Below are 19,388 nucleotides of genomic sequence, written 5' to 3'. Positions count from 1 at the left end.
CTCAAAATCCGCGCTACAAGTTTTCGGCAACTTATTCCTGATCACTTCGGTCAGACCAAAGGAGAAATAAGGCTTTAATCCCTTATTGCCTCTAATCTTTGGCGCTTACTCTGTAACCCCACCGGCCGACATAAAGATCGGAAGGTACATGGCAATCAACACGAATCCGATAATCCCCCTAAGACCACAAGGATCAGGGGTTCAATCATCTTGGTTAAGTTTGCCACAAGGTCTTCAACCTCTTCTTCAAACACATCAGCAACTTTAATCAACATCTGATCGATGTTACCGGTAGATTCACCAACCTTAATCATCTGAGTTACAAGTGGTGGAAAATAATGAATTCGAGAGAGAGGCTCAGTAATCGACTTACCTTCAATCACTGCTTTTCTTACCTTCGTAAGATCTTTGGCGATTTGAGTATTGTCTAGAGTATCAATACAAATCTCAAGCGAATCAATAATCGGCACACCCGCCGCTAGCATTGTGGCAAGCGTTCGAGTGAAGGCACCAAGATTCCCTTTGATCACAAGACCACCAAACAAAGGAGCACGCATAGTGAAGCGATCCCAGGCCTGTTTACCTTCTTTGGTTTTAATAAAATTGATGAACAACATGAAGGCAGCAACTAAACCAGCAATGAGAAGCAGGGTATAGTTCTGAAAGAAATTTGATGTATCGATTACCACTTGAGTTACCCAAGGAATCTCTTGGTTTGATTCTTTCAACATACCCACGAATTGCGGTACCACAAAAGTCATAAGACCGAAGATAACCACAATACCTACGAACACTACGATCACGGGATATGTCAGAGCAGACTTCACTTGCTTCTTTAACTTCTCGGCCTTCTCTAAGAACTCGGCAAGTTTCACAAGAATTGAATCAAGGATACCCGCTGATTCACCAGCGCGAACAAGTGCGCAGTAGAGTTTATCGAAGCCTTGCTGACCCGACATTGCATCGTACAAGCTCTTACCTTCCTCCACCTGCAGTGAGATGTTTTTCAAGACACGCTTCAAAACAGGATTTTGTTCCTGCTTGTAAAGAATCTCAAGACACTCAAGGATGGGAACACCGGCATTAATCAGAATTGATAGCTGACGCGTAAAGCGCATGAGGTCCGCGCGACCAAATGGTTTTGCGAGACCTTTATCCACCATGAACTGACCAAGATCAGCTTCAAAAAATGATGGTTCAATAACTTTGGTAGGACGGATGTTTTGACGACGAAGAATTTTCTTCGCATCACGCACAGTTTCGGCTTCGACCGAGTTCTCGACCTTTTTACCATCTGCTGTGAATCCGACGTACTTATACTTAGGCATACTCTATTATGGCTTCTTTCTTGGATTAGTGTTAAGTCCAAGCATCCGGGTTAATTCTTCCGGGTTGTTTGAATAAGTCATGGCCGTTTCCGGAGAAATAATACCCGCATCCAAGTGCTTTTTAATATGTTGATTCATTGTGTTCATACCAGTCTCTTCCTGACCAATTTGCATTTGAGAGTAAATCTGGTGAACCTTGTCTTCACGGATCAAGTTTCTGATCGCAGGAGTGATTCGAAGAATTTCCTGACAAAGAGCTCGACCTTTCGGTATTCGAGGAAGAAGTTGCTGAGCGACCACTCCTTGAAGAACGAATGAAAGAAGAGTTCGGATTTGTTCCTGCTGATCATGAGAGAAAACGTTAATAATACGGTTAATCGTCTGAACAGTTGAGTTAGTGTGTAGAGTTCCAAACACCACGTGACCAGTTTCTGCAATCGTCAGAGCGGCCTCAATAGTTTCTGGATCTCGAAGCTCACCCACCAGAACGATGTCCGGATCCTGACGTAAAAGAGACTTAATCCCTTTACCGAAACTCAAAGTATCGGCACCAATTTCACGTTGGTTCACGAGAGACAGTTTGTGAGCATGCACGAACTCAATCGGATCTTCTAACGTGATAATGTGTGCCGGAGAAGAACTGTTAAGCTTATCAATAATCGAAGCCAGAGTTGTTGATTTACCCGAACCAGTTGGACCAGTTACCAGAAACAATCCACTCGATACATTCACCATCTCCATCAGAACTGGTGGAAGACCAAGGGCCTCAAAGTCTGGAATCAAACTTGGAATCTGACGAAAAACTGCCGCCACAGCACCTTTGGAATAAAAGACGTTAGCACGGAAGCGAGCAAGACCTTTAATCCCGAATGAAAAATCCAGCTCGAGATTTTTTTCGAGTTCCGCCTTCTGTTTCTCTGTCAAAATTTGATAGATAAGTCGTTTTGTATCTTCAGGCGTAAGACTGCCTACTTTTACTCGTACGATATCACCACTGATACGCATACCAGGAGCGGTTCCCACGGTTAAGTGAAGATCGGAAGCACCATTATCCACCATTACTTTAAACAGCTGCTGAATCTGTAAATTACCAATGCCCTGTTCGACACTGGTCTTGGTGCTAGTACTGGTTTGGTCTTGTGATGACGACATATCTACTCCTACAATTGATCCGAAGCTGAGTTAGAAACTGCTTCTTCCAAAGTCGTTAAACCTTGGGCAACTTTTGTCAAAGCGCACATTCGCAATGTTTTCATCCCATCACGGATCGCCTGTCTCTTAATATCATCTGAGGAAGCATTTCTCAGAATGAGTTCTCTTACTTTTGGTGTTACTGACAGAACTTCATAAATGGCCACACGACCTTTATAGCCGGTGTTATTACAAATCTCACAACCCTTACCTTGATAGACCTTGATCTTCTCCGCTGAAGCAGGAGCAAAACCACAGGCAATAAGTTCATCAGGTGTCGCCTTTCTTTCTTCACGACAGTTGATACAAATCTTACGGCAAAGACGCTGGGCCACAATCACGTTAAGCGCGGCCACCACCAGGAACGGTTCAATGCCCATGTTTAGAAGACGAGTAATTGTTGCTGGAGCATCATTGGTATGAAGAGTTGAAAGTACTAAGTGACCCGTCAGAGCGGCCTCAACTGCAATCTCTCCCACTTCAAGGTCTCGAATCTCACCCACCATGATGATGTCTGGATCCTGACGAAGAAATGCTTTAAGCGCAGTAGCGAATGTTAGACCTACTTCTTTTTTTACGTTCACCTGGTTAATACCTTCCAGGTTAAATTCCACCGGATCTTCCGCAGTTGAAATGTTGTTGTCCGGAGTATTGAGATCAGCAATCGCTGAATACAGAGTTGTAGTTTTACCAGAACCAGTTGGACCTGTTACAAGACACATTCCATATGGACGATGAATCCCTTCTTTAAATACTTCTAACTGCTTTGGTTCAAAACCAAGTTTTGTCATATCTAACTGAAGGTTTGTCGAATCCAGAAGTCGCAGTACGATTTTTTCGCCGAACAAAGTCGGAAGTGATGAAACACGATAATCAATCGGGTTACCACCGATCATGAGTTTAATACGACCATCTTGCGGCTTACGTTTCTCAGAGATGTCCATTTGGGCCATGATCTTTAAACGTGAAAGAACTGAGGCCATCATGGTCTTGGGAGGTTGAGCAACCTCAACTAAGTTACCATCCACACGCAGACGCACGCGGAAAATTTTCTCGTATGGTTCAACGTGAATATCAGATGCCTTTTTAATAAAGGCCTCGGCCAGAAGACGGTTTACAAAAGTAACAACGTCATCAGAAATATCTTCTGCTTTGATATCTTCTTGTTGAGCGGTGTTAGCAGTAACTTCCTGGATGTTATTGATGAGGTCATCCACCGAGTCTTTAATACCGGTGTATAACTTTCTCCAAGAAGAGATATTGGTAAGGATGAATTCAACTTGTTTCTTGAAAACGTCTGATAGTTCTTTTGTACCTTCTGCCACAACACTTGGATCAAATGTCGCAAGAGTTACTTTGGTTCCGGTCTTCTGAATTGGAATCGCACGAAACTTAATAACAAGTCTCTTCTTCAAAGTTGAAAGCGTATCAGTTGGAACTTTAGCGTTACGAAGATCAATGAAGGTGATTCCGTATTTCTCTGAACAGATCTTCGCAAATTTGTTTTCATCGAAGTATGGCATCGATAAAAGTTCAAATTCATTTATTTCATCGTCTTTACCCATAGAGAGACGACGCAACTCTTTTAGGGTCGCCATCCCTGTATTGGTAACAATGTCGATGAACTCTTTGCGAATCATGAAATAAATAACCCCTTAATAGTATGTAACCTATTTCGGATTATTCACTACTTAAGTTTAGGGTTTGTTTGCGACCAAAATTTGACTGCGGCCTTTGCCTGCAAAAAGAGCATTTCCTGACCATCGTGGTATGTTTTCACTCGAGATGGCAGAGTATTTTGATGTGGTAAAAAAGAGTAATTATAGTCCCAGAAGACTTCTTCTTGTGTAAGTTCCCCGTGGAACACAAATTCTCGTGAACAAGCATTGATGACAATGTTCTGATGACCGGGTTTAAGATGAGGTCTTAAATCCAGATGGGAAATATCTCCATTTGATTTACGAGAAAATTCCTGCCAACTAATTTTCTGTTCATTTGCAACCAATTCAGTCATCTTCGCCATGACCCCTGAGCCCAGAATTAAAAGATGAAGTTGTCCCCAGTCCTGTTGATACTTTGTGAGAATTTCTTGAACCGCTATTACATCGGTATTCGTCCCCTGGACTCCATCAGGTGTAAAAGAAAGGGTATTAACTGCGCCGATCTTTTGAACCAAAGGAGAATCGATTTTAATCTCATTCATAAAATGAGTTTTGTAGGGAGATGTGATGTTAAGTCCATCTAGCTTAGAGGAAAAAAAAGTAAGTGCCGGAACTAAATCTTTCCTCTCGTATGAAAAGAGTTCGTATGAGGAAAGTTTAGAACCCAGAATCTCTTGATAAAGCTTCGGTGAAAGCGAGTGAGTTATGGGGTAACCAAGAAGACCTAGCTTCATTTCTCCCTCAAATACTCTTTTGCAAACTCGACATCGGATTTGATCTGACCAATGAGATCATTCACGGTCGGGAACTTCTTCTCATCTCTGATTTTATGTAAGAACTGAATATCTAAAAGCTCACCATAGATATCTGTATCAAAATCAAAAAGATTAGTTTCGATATGAATCATATTAGTGTCTTTGAAAGTAGGATTGTTACCGATATTAGTAATCGACTTAAACATCATTCCATTATAGACAGTGCGAGTGACGTAAACGCCCTTCTGAGGAACCAAGAGGTCTTGGGAAACTTGAATATTGGCCGTTGGAAATCCAATCTTCTTACCACGTCCTTCACCTTTAACAACCACACCTTCTAGGTGAAATGGTCGCTCAAGGATGTCCTTTACTTCATCGATTTTTCCAGAAAGAAGGCGCTCACGAATAAGACTTGATGAAACCACCTGGCCCTGGAATTCAAACTTAGGCTGGATCTCAACTTCAACACCACGAGGATTACAGATCGATTTAACCAGGTCGTAATCGCCCTCTTTATTTGCACCGAAAGCAAAATCATATCCAAGATAGAAGTCTTTCAGATTCGGGTAGCTCAGAAGATATTGTGAAAGGAAATCTTCACCTTTGAGTGTGCTGAAGTCGCGAGTGAATTTCATTTCTACCAGAACATCAACACCAAGACTCTTCAATAGAGTGCGTCGCTGTTCATAACTATTAATGAGAAAACGTTCTTTGTCAGGCTGAAGAATCTTTTGAGGATGTGGAACAAAGGTCACAACCACAAACAACAAGTTCTTTGACAGGCAGTCATTCTTAATTTTCTTCAGAAGCTGACGATGGCCAATATGAACACCATCAAAATTACCGATGGTCAGACCAATTGGAGGATAATTGCCATTGATCTTAGGTATATCAAGAAGGTTGTGTAGTATTTCCATTTTTAACACTCTCTATGTATCGACCCAGCTCTTTAAAATGCGCGGATTGATAACTAAACTGCATTTCAGATTTTCTAGCAGAGTAATCCTTGTAATCATTGGCACTCAATAAATCAATGAAATACCGTTTTGACTCTTCAGGCAAAGGTGATTCGCGAATGATCATAATGGGAGATTTCCCAGTCTCTTGAATTACCGGGGCCATCCATTTAACGAATTCATTGAATTTAAAAGGCCCAGATTTTAACTCTCTTGGAACATCACTTTTTAAATGAATACCGGAAAAGTTCTTTTGTCTTAGAAGTCCAAATGCCACGACCATTAAAGCAATCACACCAAGACCTAAGTTAATGTAGGGAAGCCATGTCTTCCATTGCCATTGGTCAATAGTGATGGGGCCGGCCAATTCACGGGCCTTTTGGGGAAGAGTTTTTTCTTCTTTTGGTTCAGTCTTGGCCTCAGGTTTGGTCGAATCTTTTTTTCTCTCTCCAGCTACACCACCAGCAACAACGATTTCAGGGAAATTCAGTTGAGTGGGAACATAACGGCCAGTATTTGAATCGAGGTAACTTAAAGTCACAGTCTTTGGAGGAATTTGAAGATTCTCTTTCGCGAGAAAAGTATAATCAAAAACCTTTGTGGCCTGCTCGGAATCGGTAATTTTCAGATCACCATTTGATTCGAACTCTTCTAGACCTTGATGCTTGATTAGTTCAGGGGCCTCTAAATTTTCAAGGGCACCAGTACCAGTCACAGTGAGTTTCACTTCCAAAGGCTCATTTACAATGAGCTTATTCTGACCAACTTGAAGATCAAACTGGTGCGGGCCCACTAGGCCAGTAAAATGCGGGGGAACCGGCTCGGGAAGAGGTTTAACTAGCACCTTAATTGTCTCGCTATTCATCGTGCGAGTTTTATAATCACGATTCATGCCAAAAGCGCCAAAGGGATCATTAGGTCTAGAAGTAGGGTATGTGGCAGAAAGGTGAAGTGAATCAACCTTAAATTCGCCTGCCTTTTCTGGGAAGAGCTTGGCGGCGTAAATTTGCGTACGCATGTAAAGCTGGCCATCAACCGAAACTCTTTCAGTGCGCTCAGGCTCTTGTAAGAAACGTTTCAAAAAATTATCCAGCTTTGGATACTTCTTAATATCCAAATTGCTCACAGGAACTTTGCTGTAGAGGAAATAGCGGGCAACAAATCCTTCACCCACATAAAGCTCTTTCTTTGGAACATCGGCCATGACGAAAACATCGGCGAGAACTTCTGCTTCTTTTAAGACAGTCACATTCAATGAAGGATGTCTCAAAGTTTTATTACCAAGTTGAACTGTTATGTCCCTTAGTGAATTCATTCCAGGCTTTCCGGCCACGAGATCATAAACGATTGTTAACTCACGGGTCACCGTCAGCTTTCCATTGGCATAAATCGTTCGCGTTGAAACACCTTGATTAGATTTACCCACAACTTCAATCCCGGCAGGACTAAAATTAATCACCGGTTCTTCATCAGAATCTGTGAAGACCCTGAAATAGGCCTGGAATACTTCGCCCATAACCGGACGAGGAGGATTTAATTCTACTTTGACTTCATCAGCAAAAGCGATTGAACTTAAAAGCATCGCTAAAATGATAATGATATATTTCATACTACCAGTCCTTGCTCTTTCTGGATTTCTTCTTATTTAAATCTCTCGTGCCTTGTTCAATCATCTTCATTTGAAGTTGACGATCATCAGACATGAGTTGTTTTAACTTTGCTGGAACTTTTTTAGGAGGCATTGGCTTTTTCTCACCCTGGTTCTCCTGATCTTTTTGTTCTTTCTTTTCTTGGTCTTCAGATTCGTCTTTCTTTTCTTCAGACTGATCTTTCTTTTGATCTTCTTTTTTCTGATCCTGGTTTTCGCCAGATTCTTTCTTCTGCTGTTGACCTGACTTTCCGTTTTGGTCCTTCTGGTCTTTATTTCCAGATTGCTGATTTTGATCCTGCTGGTCTTTATTCTCTTTCTTGTCTTTGTTCTCTTTGTCCTGCTTCTTCTTTTGCTCTTCTTGCTTTTTAAAGAAAGAAACGATGTTCTTATTCATCGTCTCATTGAATTCATTTGCTTTAGGATCACCTTTTAAAGAATCTGAAAGCTTTTGGTAAACTGAAAGACCTTTTTGAATATCACCCTTCTCAAGAAGTGCGGTACCGTAATTTAGATAGGCCTCAGGGGGAAGATCTTTATCAATTTTTGCAGGCAAATTTTCCTCAAAGAGAGCTAATCCTTCTTCTTTTGAACCACCCTTTTGAAGATCGTCCGCAAGTTTAAGTTTTTCCAGTTGGTTGAGTTCGCCTTTCTGAAGAAGGTTTAAGCGCTCAATGGCCTCAGGAGACAACTCGGGGCCGGAGCTTCTTCCTGAGCACGAACTGGAGCGATCATAAGAAGAAGGCCGAGAGAAAAAACTTTTAAATTCTTAAAGAAGAATGAAAGTACTAAAAGAATAACTGAAGGCACAACGATCCATTCCATCAAAACTGGTTTAATCACCATATCTTGTTGTTGGTCACCTTTAACATTCTCAGATTTGAAGAACTCAATAATTTCCTCAGAAGGTAGAGAATAACTATTGGCGATCCAGTATTTTGCTGAAGGCATATCGGCCGCAGCTCTTTCGAAAAATTTTTCGTTTAACTTAGTAATAACGTCGCGACCTTTATCTTTCTTATAACCAAAACGGAAACCACGACTATCATCCAAAGGAATTCTTCCGCCTTGTTCTGTTCCTACGCCAACCAGGGCCACATGAACTTCTTTAGGTACTTTAAGATTGATACCTTCAGCGGTCTCTTCCCCATCAGTTAACACCAAAATATTTCCGCGGGCCTCACTTCCGGTTTCCTGGAAGTACTGAATACTTTCCTGAATCGCCAGAGTTAGGGCCGAAGAGCCGTATTGGTTTCTTAGAGTTTTGATACTATCTAAACGCGCATCAATAAGATCAATGTCGGTTGTGAAAGGGACGATCTTCTTTTGAATTTCAGCAAAGGCCACAATGGAAAGTTGTTGTCCGGCCGCTTTACGAGCAAAGTGTTTTGCAATCAGTGCGGCCTTCTGGAGGCGACTAGGCTTAACGTCTTCCGCTAACATACTCGCAGAAGTATCAATAAGAATGATTGTTCGATCTTGAGGAACTTCGGTCTTAATTTTTTCTTCCGGTCCACGTGCATCCAAGAGACTCAACAAAAGGCCACCCATGCCCGCGATAAAACATAGTGTCGAGAGATAGCTAAAGAAACTCCGATTATAAAACCAGTAGGTGCGCACTATCTTGAAGAAACGACGCTCTAATAAAACGACAATGACAATAAAAACTAAAAAGCACACCAGGAGGGCGGGCCAGAATGTAAGTTGATTAAAGTTCACACCACATCCTTCAGAAGTAAACGGCGAAGAACTTCCACTCCGAAGATCAATGCCACTCCAATTAAGAGATATGAATAATATTTTTCATCGTAAACAATCTGGTTGTTTACTTTGATTTCGGTTTTTTCAAGTTTCTGGATGTCATCGAGAATGTCTTTCAGTGCCTTCTCACTCTTGGCAGGATAGAACTTACCACCTGTCAGATCACTGATTTCTTTCAGCACCTTGTAGTCGATTGATCCACCCGGAATAAGCTGATACTGAGTTCCGAAGATTCCATTACCCACCGGAATTTTTGCGTCTTCATCAGTACCTAGGCCAATTGTATAAACCTTGATTCCATACTGTTTAGCTTCTTCAGCTGCCTGCAATGGCGTCATGGTTCCAACATTGGCCACACCATCAGTCAAAAGAACGATAACTTTATTTTTAGTATCACTATTTACGGCACGAGCAACACTTAGGGCGAGACCGTCACCGATGTTTGTTCCACTACCTAGATAGCCGATTGAAATTTCAGATAACACTTTATCCACCAGAGAAGGATCTGTAGTCAGTGGTAGAAGAGTGAATACTTTCTCAGAGAAAATAATAATTGAGATACGATCCGTAGGACGCAGACGAGCAAACTCTCTGATGCGTTCTTTAGCAACTTCCAAACGATTTGGTTTAATGTCTTCGGCCAGCATAGAACGAGAAACGTCGATACAAAGGACAATATCGTTCACTTCCACACTACTTGGTGAAAACTTCTGGGCCTTGCGCGGCTGCATCATAGAATAGCTTAGATATCCCCAACCAATAATGCCCGCCAGAAATAAAATGATACGCAGGCCGTTCTTCCACCATGAAACTTTGTGTTGATTTAAAGGGAAGTAGAGTTGAGCACGCTGAAAAATTTTCCAGTAATCAATGGCCCAAAGAACACCAGCAACAACACCGACCCAAAGAAGAAGAGGATTTTTAAATTCCATTTAATCCTCCTTCGATCTTACGAACGAAATCTCGATAGGCCTCGGTCACTTGGGCCATCTCAGTTTCGTTTTGGCGAGGTTTAAACTGGTATTTAAATAAGACTGTTTCAAAGCCTTTGAATGATTCTTCAATCTGAGGAAAGGTATCCAGGAATTTATGCTTCTTCTTCCAAACCTCGACGACTTCCTGGTAGTTTGTTGCACCCAGAAGTTCACGTTTAAGATCTTGCATCTTCTTCTTACGAGCGGTTTTAATTTGGTACTTCTTTCTTCCCCAAATGACTAAGAAGATAAGAACGCCTAAACCTAAAATAATCGATAGCCACAAAATGATCTTCGGACGAGAAGGGATTTCAAACTTTCCAAAAATAAAGCCCTTCGAAGCTTCAGTGGGAGAAATTTGAGAATTACCCCAAGTCACGAGGAGATCTTCATTTCCGAATTTTGTCCCTAAGGCGTTTGTTTCAGGAGTCTTAGCAAAAATAACTTTGGCCTCTGCCTCAAAAAAGTCACTTCCTTCTTTTCTCATCAAAGGAGACACGTCATAGAAATAAATGGTCTCGGCAAGAGTCTGGCCCTTTAACTTTTGAAGAGGAACTCTTTGAACCGCATCGGCCTTAAGCAGAATCTTGGCCGTTTCAATGCTACCTTGCTTGATTTCATTTTTACCAAAATCTAAATTTAGAGCGGTAGCTCCAAAGGCCAGACAAGGTATAAGTAGGATGAAGAAAGCGATATATTTAATCACACTAGCTCTTTTACAAATTTTTCCAAATAACGTTCATGTACACCAATCTCTTTAAAACGCTGCTTCATAAAGAGAGGATCTTTTTCACTGCTTCTCAAATCAGTCACCACTCCACGATTAGTGAGTGGATTTTTAGCTTTAAAGAGAAAAGGGAGATCCGTGTTCTTATCAACTGGTGAAAACACGCGAAAGCAATGCATGTTCTTCTTATCCAGTATCTTGCCCCAAAGTTCTTTATTCTTAACGAGGCTCAAATCTCCCAGATAAATCACTTCTTTTCTGCGAGCGAGGAAAGACTTAATCTGGGCAATTTTATTTTCTTCAGTATGGTTATTCAGAGGACCCTTCTGCTTCAAAATGACTTTGCCATCTTCATCAATAAGCCCGAGACGTTCGAGCATCGAGATGAAAAGAGTCAGACCTTCCTTGCCTTTTTTTGGAGGAAGATTAATGGTCTTGTTTGACCAGATGACCACTCTCACTAAGTCATGAGTCTCACCGGCAAGGATATACAGCAGACCAATGATTTCAATCATCGCCTGTAATTTTGAAACATCTTCAAAGCCATACAGAAGAGTTTGACTGAGATCCATCATAACTACGATCTCAACGTTACGCTCTTCCTCAAAGGTCTTAACGTAAGTGTTCTGCGATCTGGCCGATAGTTTCCAATCAATAAAACGTACGTCATCTCCCGGAACATAAATTTGGTGTTCACGGAACTGAAGACCAGAACCACGGAAATGCGATTTCAGCATGCCCGCAGAGTAGGCATTGGAATTTCTGAAAATATGCGTCTGGATCATCCCGACGACGCGTTCGATTTCCTTTAAATTCATACTTAGATTACGTTCGCAGCGATGGTCGCCACTAAATTCCTTGTATTAAGTTTATCAATTTGTGCTTCATAAGAAGGAATCACACGGTGACCCAACACTGATGGAACAATTGATAGAAGGTGATCTGGAGAAACGAAATCTTTCCCTTCCATGAAGGCCTTAAACTTCGCAATTTTAAATAACCAGATCGAAGCACGGGGAGAAGCTCCCGCAATGATGGCCCCATCGTATTTTTTAAGAAAGAACTTACTGCCAGGACGAGTGGCGTGAACAATTCTGATAATCATGTCTTTGATTTTCTCATCGACATAGACTTGTTCTACTTTCTCTTTCATTTCGAATAAATCATTTTGATTAATGACCGGTTTTAGATCCAACTGAGCTGGTTTAAGACCAAGCACACTTTTCTCGGCCTCAAAATCAGGATAATCTACCGAGATTTTCATCATGAAACGGTCAAGTTGGGCTTCAGGAAGATTATATGTACCTTCTTGCTCGATCGGGTTTTGAGTTGCAAGCACCACAAACGGTGTCGGAAGTTTATGGGTCTTATCACCAATGGTTACTTGCTTTTCGGCCATTGCCTCAAGAAGTGCGGCCTGAACCTTGGCAGGCGAACGGTTAATCTCATCCGCCAGAACCAACTGAGTAAAGATTGGACCAAACTTAGTTGAGAACTCCTGCTTCTGCTGATTGTACATCATGGTACCGATCAAATCAGAAGGTAAAAGATCCGGAGTAAATTGAATACGCTGAAAGTTTAAATCACATAACTTACTCATGACTGAAACACTGAGAGTCTTACCTAGACCAGGAAGACCTTCAATAAGTAAGTGTCCTTCACACACAAGAGCGGCCACAATCGATTCAAGAAGTTCATCTTGTCCGAAGATAATAGTTTTGGCCTGCTTAATAACCGAGTGAGCTTTTTCCTGTAAAACCATATTTTACTCCACGAAATAAAAATAACTTTTAATGTAATTAGATTTGTCTTCAAGAGAAGTGACTGGATGGTCCCACCCTTGCATTCCACTATAGATCAATTGAACTTTACGTCCTTCTTTTCTGGCGGCGTCCATCACGTTCTTCTGGAACTCATCATGTCCAACATAATGAGTGCAAGATGAGAAAGCACAAATACTTCCAGCGGCGGCACACTTAAGGACCTTACGATGAAGCTTACTGTAGCCTTCTAGGGCCTGATCTTTTTGTGAAGCACTCTTGGCGAAGGCCGGAGGGTCACAAAGGACAAGATCAAACTTAGTTTGCTTATTGATCATTTCATCAAGATATTTAAAAACGTCCTGACGATGAAAAGCACCACGATCGGCAAAGCCATTAATTTTGAGGGCCTCAGCTACTTCGACCGCAAAGTCCCCCTGATCAACGAATTCAACTCTTTCAACTCCACCTGACAAGGCACTCATGCCCCAAGCACCAGCATAACTAAAAAGATCCACCCCGCGCTTAGGTTTATGACTTAAACGTTTCAAGAGACTCATGAGTTGAAAACGATTCTCACGATGGTCGTAATAAAAACCAACTTTCTGAAGAACTTCAGAACGAATCTTGTAACGAAGACCGTTTTCAATGACATCTAGATCAGGAAATTTTTCTGTTTCAAAAGTTGGGAGATATTCTTTCTCACGGTACTTAGGATTATCTAAAAAATATCCCTTCGTTCCCGTGAGAGTTTCTAGAGTTGATTTAATCTGATCACGAAACTTATCCACACCGGCCGTATTGATTTGAATGATTGAAGCGTTTTCAAAACTATCGACAATCAATCCAGGCAGGCCATCACTCATACCGTAAAAAAGACGAGCACCAGAGTGATAAGTTTCATAGCGCTGACGCTTATCAAATGCCTTCTTAATTTGTGCTGATACAAATTTATCCGGAGAAAATGTTTTTAATTCTTCAGCAGTTACTTTTCCTACCAGATAAGCACATGTGTACTTCTCTTCAATCATTGGATTGATGAAGCCCACATAAAATTCAGTTGGAGAAAGCTGAAACTGGCACCATTCCCCTGGAGGAACAGATTTAATTGATCCTTCGAAATCTGCAGCTTTTAATTCTGTTGAATGACTTCGAACTTTATTGATACCACTTTTAGAGAGAACTATTGAACGCACGTGCACACCTTAAGAAAGTTATTAAATCATTATAACCTCTTACATGCGCCACTCAAGGAAGAAGGCACTCTAAAAACGAATAAACTATTCTGATCAGGTTTATTTCTTTTTGATCTCTTTGGTGCCTTCACCAAGAAAGAATTTCAGGGCTTCACCGGCATTGATTTTGTAGTTTTTGAAAGTAAGTTCATCTGTCGCAGAGACGGCCTTTCCGTTCTGACCTTTTTGTTCAGTGGTCACTTCTACGCCTGTTAAAACACCGATGCCTTGAGATTGGCCATATTCCAACACTTTCTTGATTGTAACAGTCTGGCTACCTTCTGTACTGGTCGTAGTCTGTTGTTTAAGAACATAGCGTCCATCTGAGAATGATTCTTTGGCATAAACCGGGGCAATATTTAAAGTTCCGATTGGTTTTTGTCCCACCACTTCAACCAATTTGTCTTCCTGATCAAACTTCAATACGAAACTTGGAATGGGTGCCACTCCAGTTGTATCTTGGGCAATAAATTCTTTCGCTTTATTTCCGTTTGCAAACTTATAACCATTAAAACGTTGGGCCATCGTAGGAGGGATAAGGTTATCCATCATCCCCAATAGAGAAAGTTTAAGTTCTTCTTTGATCTCTTTAAAGCCATCAGGAAGTCCTTCCACTTCAATTGCTAAACGCTCTGGATTCGCGGTCCAATAAGTACGGAAAACGACTTCTTTAACTTTCCCGAAGACCTGCTGATCATTCATTTGTTTCGTTAATTTTGTGCTTTCGATATCAACCACAAAATCTTTCACACCCTTAGTTTTAAGAGAGTAAACTTTGGCATCAAAGTTCTTTAAATATGTGGCAGCGTCTTGTGCAAATGCAGTAGAAGTAACGAACAATAAACAAAGTAGGGCCTTCATGGTCAGTCCTTAATTACGTTATCCAGATTAACTCTGGGACATTGTAGATGTTTTTCCTTTTTGTATATTACCATACCCGCGGCCCCGGAAACACCCTTCAAATTTTTCACCTGGGTATAGATGATGGGAATCCAATCAGCATTAAAGTGAGAAAAATGGGCAACTATTGAGGCCCCTAAGTTTAGCGTTTGTGGGTCCAACGCCTGCCCAGTAGGAAGCTTAATCACGACATGGGAACTTTTCTGTCCATCAAGATGGATCCAGTAGTCTTCTTTGTTGGCCCATTTATTTCTGAGCTGATCGTTTCCTTGGGAATTTAACCCAACACCAATCTGACAATTTTCTAATGATAGAATTTTATACTCATCAGCTGTATTTTTTGGGGCCTGGAATGTTGGAGTTTTTTCTTCTCCCCAAATTGGCTTGGTGATGGGAATTGTTGATGTTGCAGCAACCGTTGTCTCTTTTCCGGCCAGCTGATCTGTTACAGTCTTAAGTCTTTCACTTAGAATGCTTTCGCCGCGTTTGAGTTTTTTGATCTTTTGAAAGAGAAGGTTCCTTCGTTCATAAGGATTGAGTTCACCTTCAAACTTGATCTTATGATCACCGACTTTTAGCTCGTACATATCCAGCGACTCTCCTTTATCAAGGATCGCCTGAAGCTTGTCCCACTGCTTGGTACGACGTAAATCATCTTCGATATTGTCTTTTTTCCTCTGAAGAAAAGTCGGAGCAGAGCCCATACCTTTAAGGTTGGAGGCCTTAAGCTCATCTTCCAGGAGTTTTTCCATTCCATAAATTTCGGGAGAGGCCATGTCATGTTTCATGTCATGATGGCGACCGATCTCATCAAAATATTCATAGAGATCAGTTATCTCAATTCCTGGAATAAAGGCCTTTCCCCGCCAACTTAATAGCAATTTAAAAGGAGCTTCAGGTTGCTCCTGGTAATGATGAAGGAAATAAAGTTTGCGGCCCTTCCAGAAGAGAAGGAAGGATTGTTCTTCACCAAATTTTTGATAAGTAAGTTTAGCGATACGATCGTATTTATCGAGTGATACATCGAGGAAACTGCAGGCACTTAAGTGACGACGAAAATATTCCAGAAAGTTATCTTTTCGTCTCAGCACAGAGGGAGGAGGCGAATCATGCAACCACAAACCTTCCTGGCCGCCTCCCCGCCCAATGAATAAATGCCAGGTTTTTCCAGGCGCGCGAATTGCTAGGGAAATAAAGTAGGCCGTACTATAAATCTTCTGGATTTGCCCTTGGGAGAGGGCCTTTTCTTTGATATTTTTAACTTGTTTCTCTAAATCTAGATAGTATTGGATCATATGACGATTAATCTTATCACTACTCAACACTCCGTGCATCACGCACAAGTCGAATGGGATGTCCTTTCAGGCATTATATCTCAATTCGCTTATTTTGAATCGAATAAGAAAGGCCTCGTGACGCAGCTCTTTGCGAATCGTTGGGAAGACCTGTCTGCTGAACTCATTCGTACTCAGACTTACTTACAAGAATTTAAAGATGACTACCGACCGATCGTGAGTCAACTTTTTGGAAAACTTCCCGCAGACGAATCACTCGATCGTCATATTCTGCATCTGGCGAAAGAAGGTGTGCTGCACTTTAGCGAACTCAATAAAGTTGTTCTCCTCATTGAAAGTGCTCAGTTCATAAAACAAGATTTTCCAAAGTTTAAAATCGCTGAATTTCAAAAAATCACAGAAATGGATTTCATGCCGATTCAAAGGAAGTTCCTGCGTGAGTTTCGCCATCTGGTGGACAGCTCAGGCGAGGTTCACTTTGAACGTCATCCGGAACTAGCGGATCTGAATCGCCGTTTGCGTGAACTGGAAGACAAAATTAGAAAGACGGTCCAGGAATGGATCAACAACGCCGCCAACCAAAAAGTCCTTCAATATAATAGTTATGACGTTCACTATGATCGTTTCGTAGTACCAGTGCGTTCAGATTCTTATCGTTCGGATCTTGGTCTCATTGTTTCTCGTTCAGAATCTGGTCAGACCCTTTTTGTTGAACCATTTGAAGTCAGAGACGCCTGTAACCGCCGACTAGAATTAATTGCTAAGATTGATGAAATCATAAATCAACTCGCCATGAAGTTCTCCCGCTTGTTGGGTGAACACGGTGATCTGATTAATGAATGCCTATATGTCGTGCGAAGAATTGATTTCTATCTCGCGAAAACAGATTTTGCGACTAAGTATCAACTGGAATGCCCTTCCATCAGATCTAATCCTGGATTTAAATTCACTGGGCTTTTTCATCCCTTGATTAAGAACCCAGTTAAAAACAGTGCCGATTGCCATCAGAGTAATCACGGAATTGTGATCTCTGGCCCGAACACTGGTGGTAAGACGGTCTTTCTTAAATCAGTAACACTTGCGTACTTATTGTTCTATCACGGCTTCTTCGTCCCTGCGGCCGAGGCCGAAATGTATCCTTATGAAGGCGTGTTTTATTTCGGCAATGACCTTCAAGACCTGCAAGTCGGTCTTTCATCCTTCTCAGGTGAAGTGAAAAACTATATCGATCTCATGGAAAATATTCTTCCATCGAATTTAATTCTGATCGATGAAATCTTTAACTCAACATCCTCTGATGAAGCTTCAGCACTTTCACTTTCATACTTTGATGAACTTCATAAACGCGCAGTTTGCCACATTGTGGTTTCTACCCACCACCAAATGTTTAAGACCCTGATTCACCAGGATCGAAACTACATTTCGTGTCACGTGGGCTTTGATACCACCAACATGAAACCCACTTATAAAATCCAGTGGGGGACCCCAGGTGCCTCCATGGCGATTGATATTTTCCGCATTCTTTCACGAGGTCATGATGAGGTGAAAGACGTGCCTGCCAAGGCGCTTTCGCATTTGAGTGCTAAGAACGTGAGTTATGAAACTCTCCTTCAGAAAGTTTCTCAAAAACAAATTGAGCTCGATCAGATTCTAACTTCCAATCGTCAGCTTGAAGTGGAACTTAAAAACCAAAAAGGTGCCATGGAAGGGATCCTAAATCTTCGCATGAAGGAAGAACTCGCCAAGGCCCGTCAGGAAGTGGATAAAATTTTGAACGAAGCGCGGGCCCTCGTAGAGGAAGCTCGTCGTAACGAAATTCAAAAAGTTAAACGCATCGATGATAAGTCTTACCAACTGAAAACTCAGATTGATAAACTTCGTGGCATTGAAGTCGTAGAAGAAGAAGTTCCGATAGGTGATCTAACCATCGAGGAAGTTAAATCCGGCGATACCGTTTACTCACATACTCTGAAAAAAGAATTCACGGTACAAGGAGTGGATCTTCGTCGTCGTGAAGTCACGATTGCCAAAGGCCCGATTAAGCTTACGGTTCCGGTGGCCACCCTTGGTCGCTCAAAACGAGCACCGTTGAAACCAAAAGTGTCTGTGAGTTTCGTGAAGACCTCAAGCTCTCAATTAGAGTTTGATGTTCGTGGGATGCGACTTTCCGAGTTTCAAAACTTAATTGAGAAGGCGCTAGGTGATTTACTTTCAGGAGACGTGCCATATATCAGTGTGATCCATGGACACGGTGATGGTGTGCTTAAAAATTGGCTGAGAGATTATTTAAAACGCTCGCGAGATTTTCAGGGCGAGCTTCCAGAAACTGGGAATGATGGTGAAACAAAGATTGTCCTAAAATAAAAAGGCCCCAAACGGGGCCTTTCTTTTTATTTAATAATTGTTCCAATTCTCCAAGGACGGAATTTCCACGATTCCTGCTCATCCTCACTCCATGGCCATGGCACTGAAAGTGAGAACCAGATCATCACGGCCTTACCTTTGATATGGCCGAATGGAACCGTACCCCAACGACGAGAATCTGCTGAGAAGTCACGGTTATCACCCATTACGAAGAAATTGTCCTTCGGAACAGTGAACTTATAGTAGTTAGCGAAGTAATCATTCCCCATATCAACTTGTGTGATGTGAGTTTTGTCACCAGTTTTAGTTTCCATGAAACGGAACTGATAAGACTTATAACGATCATCCATATCTTCCAGGATCTTCTTCCCGTCCACGTCTTTTGTTTCAATCGGCTTGTTGTTCACGTAAACAACTTTGTCGATCACTTCAATCGTGTCACCCGGAAGACCAATCACACGCTTAATGTAGTTAAGGTTCGTGTCTTTTGGATATTTGAACACGATCACATCACCACGCTCTGGAGTGCTTGGACCAGTCAGATAAATAGGATCAGTGAACCAGTCACTGAAAGGAACTTTGAATCCGTAAGAGAACTTATTCACCAGGATAAAGTCACCAATTAATAGAGTTGGGATCATTGAGCCAGAAGGAATCTTGAATGGCTCGAAAAGAACAGAACGGAAAACCAGAACTGAAAGAATGATCAAGGTAAATGACTTCACTTCCTTGATGAACTTCGCCTTCTTGTTAATAAGCGGCTGAGCGGCACCAGCAGCAACCTCTGGTGTAGGCGTAACAGTTTCAGGGTTAGAATTTTCTTCCATTAGGTC

The 19,388-nt window shown here is 41.7% G+C and carries 17 protein-coding genes; 1 reads left to right on the top strand and 16 read right to left on the bottom strand.

Annotated features, from left to right (window positions below; genetic code table 11):
• Nucleotides 1-155: 155 nt before the first annotated feature.
• From SOO65_RS02095 to SOO65_RS02025, 15 genes are all read right to left on the bottom strand, one after another.
• The gene (locus SOO65_RS02095) at nucleotides 156-1,328 is read right to left on the bottom strand and encodes a type II secretion system F family protein (protein WP_321396177.1); all 1,173 of its coding nucleotides are present in this window, start codon (nucleotides 1,326-1,328) and stop codon (nucleotides 156-158) included.
• 6 nt (nucleotides 1,329-1,334) lie between these two features.
• The gene (locus SOO65_RS02090) at nucleotides 1,335-2,480 is read right to left on the bottom strand and encodes a type IV pilus twitching motility protein PilT (RefSeq protein ID WP_321396175.1); all 1,146 of its coding nucleotides are present in this window, start codon (nucleotides 2,478-2,480) and stop codon (nucleotides 1,335-1,337) included.
• Between the two features lie 8 nt (nucleotides 2,481-2,488).
• A complete protein-coding gene (locus SOO65_RS02085) occupies nucleotides 2,489-4,159 on the bottom strand; it encodes a GspE/PulE family protein (protein WP_321396170.1) in 1,671 nt (556 codons plus the stop codon).
• A gap of 47 nt (nucleotides 4,160-4,206) precedes the next feature.
• Nucleotides 4,207-4,914 carry a shikimate dehydrogenase family protein gene (locus SOO65_RS02080; RefSeq protein ID WP_321396167.1) on the bottom strand — a complete coding sequence of 236 codons (708 nt, stop codon included), beginning with the start codon at nucleotides 4,912-4,914 and terminating at the stop codon, nucleotides 4,207-4,209.
• Nucleotides 4,911-5,852, bottom strand: a complete 942-nt coding sequence (locus tag SOO65_RS02075; RefSeq protein ID WP_321396164.1) for a bifunctional riboflavin kinase/FAD synthetase — start codon at nucleotides 5,850-5,852, stop codon at nucleotides 4,911-4,913. The genes SOO65_RS02080 and SOO65_RS02075 overlap by 4 nt, the downstream gene beginning before the upstream one ends.
• Nucleotides 5,827-7,500: a hypothetical protein gene (locus SOO65_RS02070; RefSeq protein WP_321396161.1), complete on the bottom strand. Its 1,674-nt coding sequence runs from the start codon at nucleotides 7,498-7,500 to the stop codon at nucleotides 5,827-5,829. Before SOO65_RS02070 ends, SOO65_RS02075 begins: the two co-directional genes overlap by 26 nt.
• A 1-nt stretch (nucleotide 7,501) precedes the next feature.
• Nucleotides 7,502-8,230, bottom strand: a complete 729-nt coding sequence (locus SOO65_RS02065) for a tetratricopeptide repeat protein (RefSeq protein ID WP_321396159.1) — start codon at nucleotides 8,228-8,230, stop codon at nucleotides 7,502-7,504.
• Nucleotides 8,203-9,258 (bottom strand): vWA domain-containing protein, encoded by a 1,056-nt coding sequence (locus SOO65_RS02060; protein ID WP_321396157.1) that lies wholly within the window; start codon nucleotides 9,256-9,258, stop codon nucleotides 8,203-8,205. The genes SOO65_RS02065 and SOO65_RS02060 overlap by 28 nt, the downstream gene beginning before the upstream one ends.
• Nucleotides 9,255-10,232: a VWA domain-containing protein gene (locus SOO65_RS02055; protein WP_321396154.1), complete on the bottom strand. Its 978-nt coding sequence runs from the start codon at nucleotides 10,230-10,232 to the stop codon at nucleotides 9,255-9,257. The genes SOO65_RS02060 and SOO65_RS02055 overlap by 4 nt, the downstream gene beginning before the upstream one ends.
• Nucleotides 10,222-10,980: a hypothetical protein gene (locus SOO65_RS02050; protein ID WP_321396151.1), complete on the bottom strand. Its 759-nt coding sequence runs from the start codon at nucleotides 10,978-10,980 to the stop codon at nucleotides 10,222-10,224. The genes SOO65_RS02055 and SOO65_RS02050 overlap by 11 nt, the downstream gene beginning before the upstream one ends.
• Entirely contained in the window at nucleotides 10,977-11,738 is a 762-nt protein-coding gene (locus SOO65_RS02045) for a DUF58 domain-containing protein (protein ID WP_321396148.1), read from the bottom strand. Before SOO65_RS02045 ends, SOO65_RS02050 begins: the two co-directional genes overlap by 4 nt.
• Nucleotides 11,739-11,821: 83 nt before the next feature.
• Nucleotides 11,822-12,763, bottom strand: coding sequence for an AAA family ATPase (locus SOO65_RS02040; protein WP_321396145.1), 942 nt, complete (start codon nucleotides 12,761-12,763; stop codon nucleotides 11,822-11,824).
• Nucleotides 12,764-12,766: 3 nt separating this feature from the next.
• Nucleotides 12,767-13,957 (bottom strand): class I SAM-dependent rRNA methyltransferase, encoded by a 1,191-nt coding sequence (locus SOO65_RS02035; protein WP_321396142.1) that lies wholly within the window; start codon nucleotides 13,955-13,957, stop codon nucleotides 12,767-12,769.
• A 99-nt stretch (nucleotides 13,958-14,056) separates the two neighbouring features.
• On the bottom strand, nucleotides 14,057-14,857 hold the full coding sequence (locus tag SOO65_RS02030) for a hypothetical protein (RefSeq protein WP_321396139.1): 801 nt from the start codon (nucleotides 14,855-14,857) through the stop codon (nucleotides 14,057-14,059).
• Nucleotides 14,858-14,859: 2 nt separating this feature from the next.
• Entirely contained in the window at nucleotides 14,860-16,191 is a 1,332-nt protein-coding gene (locus tag SOO65_RS02025) for an NFACT RNA binding domain-containing protein (RefSeq protein WP_321396136.1), read from the bottom strand.
• Between SOO65_RS02025 and SOO65_RS02020 the strand changes: the two genes are divergently transcribed.
• Entirely contained in the window at nucleotides 16,192-18,555 is a 2,364-nt protein-coding gene (locus SOO65_RS02020; protein WP_321396133.1) for an endonuclease MutS2, read from the top strand.
• Nucleotides 18,556-18,581: 26 nt separating this feature from the next.
• Here SOO65_RS02020 and lepB read toward each other — a convergent pair whose 3' ends face one another.
• Nucleotides 18,582-19,382: a signal peptidase I gene (gene lepB, locus SOO65_RS02015; RefSeq protein WP_321396130.1), complete on the bottom strand. Its 801-nt coding sequence runs from the start codon at nucleotides 19,380-19,382 to the stop codon at nucleotides 18,582-18,584.
• Nucleotides 19,383-19,388 lie beyond the last annotated feature (6 nt).

It is taken from the genome of Peredibacter starrii, assembly GCF_034259205.1.
GTDB classification, from domain to species: Bacteria; Bdellovibrionota; Bacteriovoracia; order Bacteriovoracales; family Bacteriovoracaceae; genus Peredibacter; species Peredibacter starrii.
Note: the sequence above shows the minus strand (reverse complement) of the source record. Positions and strands in the feature narration are given on the sequence as shown.

Bases quoted from the DNA above. Each gene is read 5' to 3' on its own strand.
- SOO65_RS02095 (WP_321396177.1), bottom strand. From the start codon at position 1,328: ATGCCTAAGTATAAGTACGTCGGATTCACAGCAGATGGTAAAAAGGTC.
- SOO65_RS02090 (WP_321396175.1), bottom strand. From the start codon at position 2,480: ATGTCGTCATCACAAGACCAAACCAGTACTAGCACCAAGACCAGTGTC.
- SOO65_RS02085 (WP_321396170.1), bottom strand. From the start codon at position 4,159: ATGATTCGCAAAGAGTTCATCGACATTGTTACCAATACAGGGATGGCG.
- SOO65_RS02080 (WP_321396167.1), bottom strand. From the start codon at position 4,914: ATGAAGCTAGGTCTTCTTGGTTACCCCATAACTCACTCGCTTTCACCG.
- SOO65_RS02075 (WP_321396164.1), bottom strand. From the start codon at position 5,852: ATGGAAATACTACACAACCTTCTTGATATACCTAAGATCAATGGCAAT.
- SOO65_RS02070 (WP_321396161.1), bottom strand. From the start codon at position 7,500: ATGAAATATATCATTATCATTTTAGCGATGCTTTTAAGTTCAATCGCT.
- SOO65_RS02055 (WP_321396154.1), bottom strand. From the start codon at position 10,232: ATGGAATTTAAAAATCCTCTTCTTCTTTGGGTCGGTGTTGTTGCTGGT.
- SOO65_RS02045 (WP_321396148.1), bottom strand. From the start codon at position 11,738: ATGCTGAAATCGCATTTCCGTGGTTCTGGTCTTCAGTTCCGTGAACAC.
- SOO65_RS02040 (WP_321396145.1), bottom strand. From the start codon at position 12,763: ATGGTTTTACAGGAAAAAGCTCACTCGGTTATTAAGCAGGCCAAAACT.
- SOO65_RS02030 (WP_321396139.1), bottom strand. From the start codon at position 14,857: ATGAAGGCCCTACTTTGTTTATTGTTCGTTACTTCTACTGCATTTGCA.
- SOO65_RS02025 (WP_321396136.1), bottom strand. From the start codon at position 16,191: ATGATCCAATACTATCTAGATTTAGAGAAACAAGTTAAAAATATCAAA.
- SOO65_RS02020 (WP_321396133.1), top strand. From the start codon at position 16,192: ATGACGATTAATCTTATCACTACTCAACACTCCGTGCATCACGCACAA.
- lepB (WP_321396130.1), bottom strand. From the start codon at position 19,382: ATGGAAGAAAATTCTAACCCTGAAACTGTTACGCCTACACCAGAGGTT.